Source organism: Nocardioides sp. P5_C9_2 (assembly GCF_054049555.1).
Genome location: NZ_JBFUMD010000610.1, coordinates 1 through 1,888, shown reverse-complemented (window position 1 = coordinate 1,888; position 1,888 = coordinate 1). Strand labels below are relative to the sequence as shown.

Annotated in this window: 3 protein-coding genes; 1 reads left to right on the top strand and 2 read right to left on the bottom strand. The window is 71.5% G+C overall.

From position 1 onward, the window contains the following. Window positions 1-281, bottom strand: a 281-nt coding sequence (locus ACXJKL_RS20210) for a hypothetical protein (protein WP_457208785.1), incomplete at its 3' end; no start/stop codon positions are given. Between the two features lie 104 nt (window positions 282-385). Here ACXJKL_RS20210 and ACXJKL_RS20205 point away from each other — a divergent pair. Next, window positions 386-1,270, top strand: a complete 885-nt coding sequence (locus ACXJKL_RS20205) for an oxygenase MpaB family protein (RefSeq protein WP_457208784.1) — start codon at window positions 386-388, stop codon at window positions 1,268-1,270. Between the two features lie 110 nt (window positions 1,271-1,380). Here the strand turns inward: ACXJKL_RS20205 and ACXJKL_RS20200 are convergent. After that, window positions 1,381-1,888 (bottom strand): VOC family protein (locus ACXJKL_RS20200; RefSeq protein ID WP_457208783.1); only part of this gene is annotated, 508 nt, incomplete at its 5' end.

Below are 1,888 nucleotides of genomic sequence, written 5' to 3'. Positions count from 1 at the left end.
CCGTCGGGATCGGGGTCACAGATCTGCACCTGCTCGACGCGCCACGTGATGCCCTCGGCGAGGCCCACCGGTCCGGTGGACTCCCCCTCCACCCGCCGGAACCCGGGCCCCCCGTTCCCGGAGGTGGTCACGCACACCTCGGCCTCCAGCCCGGGGACCGAGCCCGTCCCGGCGATCGCGCCGACGGTGACGGCGCAGGCCAGGACCGCCATCAGGGTGACGATCACCCCGACCAGTCGCTCGAGCGTGCGGAGCGGGTCGGTACTGCGACTGCCGGTCATGGAGCCCCCATATCGATCTTCGATGTTATCGAGGGACGATAGGGCATCGTTTTTCGACATGTCAACGACGGTCATCGCCTTCGGCCCCCTCGTAGGGTCGGGACATGACCCCCCTGCGCGTGCGGCTCGGCCACGAGATCTTCCGGCGCGTCGCGGGACCGGACGGTCCCCGCGCACGCGAGCGCATCCACGGCACGCCCGGTCCGCGCTGGTTCGACCGCGACTCCGAGATCGTGCGGGTGCACGCGGACGCGTCCATGTTCATCGGCGGGATCCGCGCGATCCTGCTGCAGACGATGCACCCCGCCGCGATGCAGGCCGTCGCCGACCACTCGGGCTACCGGGGCGACATGTGGGGACGCCTGGCGCGGACCAGCCAGTTCCTCGCGGTCACCACCTTCGGCACGGTCGACCATGCCGAGCAGGCGATCCGCGCGGTGCGGAGCATCCACGAGCGGGTGACGGGCACGATGCCGGACGGCACGCCGTACGCCGCCTCGGACCCGCACCTGCTCGCGTGGGTGCACGCCGCGGAGGTCGACAGCTTCCTGCTCGCCCACCAGACGTACGGCGCCCGGCCGCTCGACGAGGCCGGCTGCGACGCCTACGTCGCCCAGGCCGCGCTGGTGGCCGGCAGGCTCGGCGTGGTCGACCCGCCGACCACGGTCGCCGAGCTCCGGGCGCTGCTCGAGAGCTTCCGCCCCGAGCTGCGCGCCACCGACGAGGCCCGCGCCGCGGTGCGCTTCCTCGTGCTGCACCCGGACCTGCCCGTCGCCGCCCGTCCGGCGTACGCCGTGCTCATGGCCGCCGGCATCGCCCTGATGCCCCGGTGGACGCGACGACCGCTCCGACTGCCCTGGCTGCCGGTCTCCGAGCGCACCGTCGTCAAGGCGCTGGGCACGCTGGCCACCGGGACCATCCGCTGGGCGATGTCGTCGGGGACCGCCGAGGTGCACGCGCTGCGCGCGACCGCGGCGGCCCCCGCCTGACCGGGCCTCGCGGAATCACCGGCTGACCGGTGATCCAGTGGGTTCGGCTACGTTGCAACACGCGCCAACCAGCCGAATCACCGGCTGACCGGTGATTCCGAACGCGCGGCTCAGAGGTTCCCGCGGGCGTCCTGCTCGCGCTCGATGGCCTCGAAGAGCGCCTTGAAGTTGCCCTTGCCGAAGCCGAGCGAGCCGTGCCGCTCGATCAGCTCGAAGAAGACGGTCGGGCGGTCGCCGAGCGGCTTGGTGAAGATCTGCAGCAGGTAGCCGTCCTCGTCGCGGTCGACGAGGATCTTGCGCTTCTGCAGCTCCTCGATCGGCACCCGGACGTTGCCGATCCGCTCGCGCAGCTCGGGGTCCTCGTAGTAGGAGTCCGGGGTGTCCAGGAACTCCACGCCGTTGGCGCGCAGCGCGTCGACGGAGGCGAGGATGTCGTTGGTGGCCACGGCGAGGTGCTGGGCGCCGGCGCCGCGGTAGAACTCGAGGTACTCGTCGATCTGCGACTTCTTCTTGGCGATGGCCGGCTCGTTGAGCGGGAACTTCACGCGGTGGTTGCCGTTGGCGACGACCTTGGACATCAGCGCCGAGTAGTCGGTGGCGATGTCGTCGCCGATGATC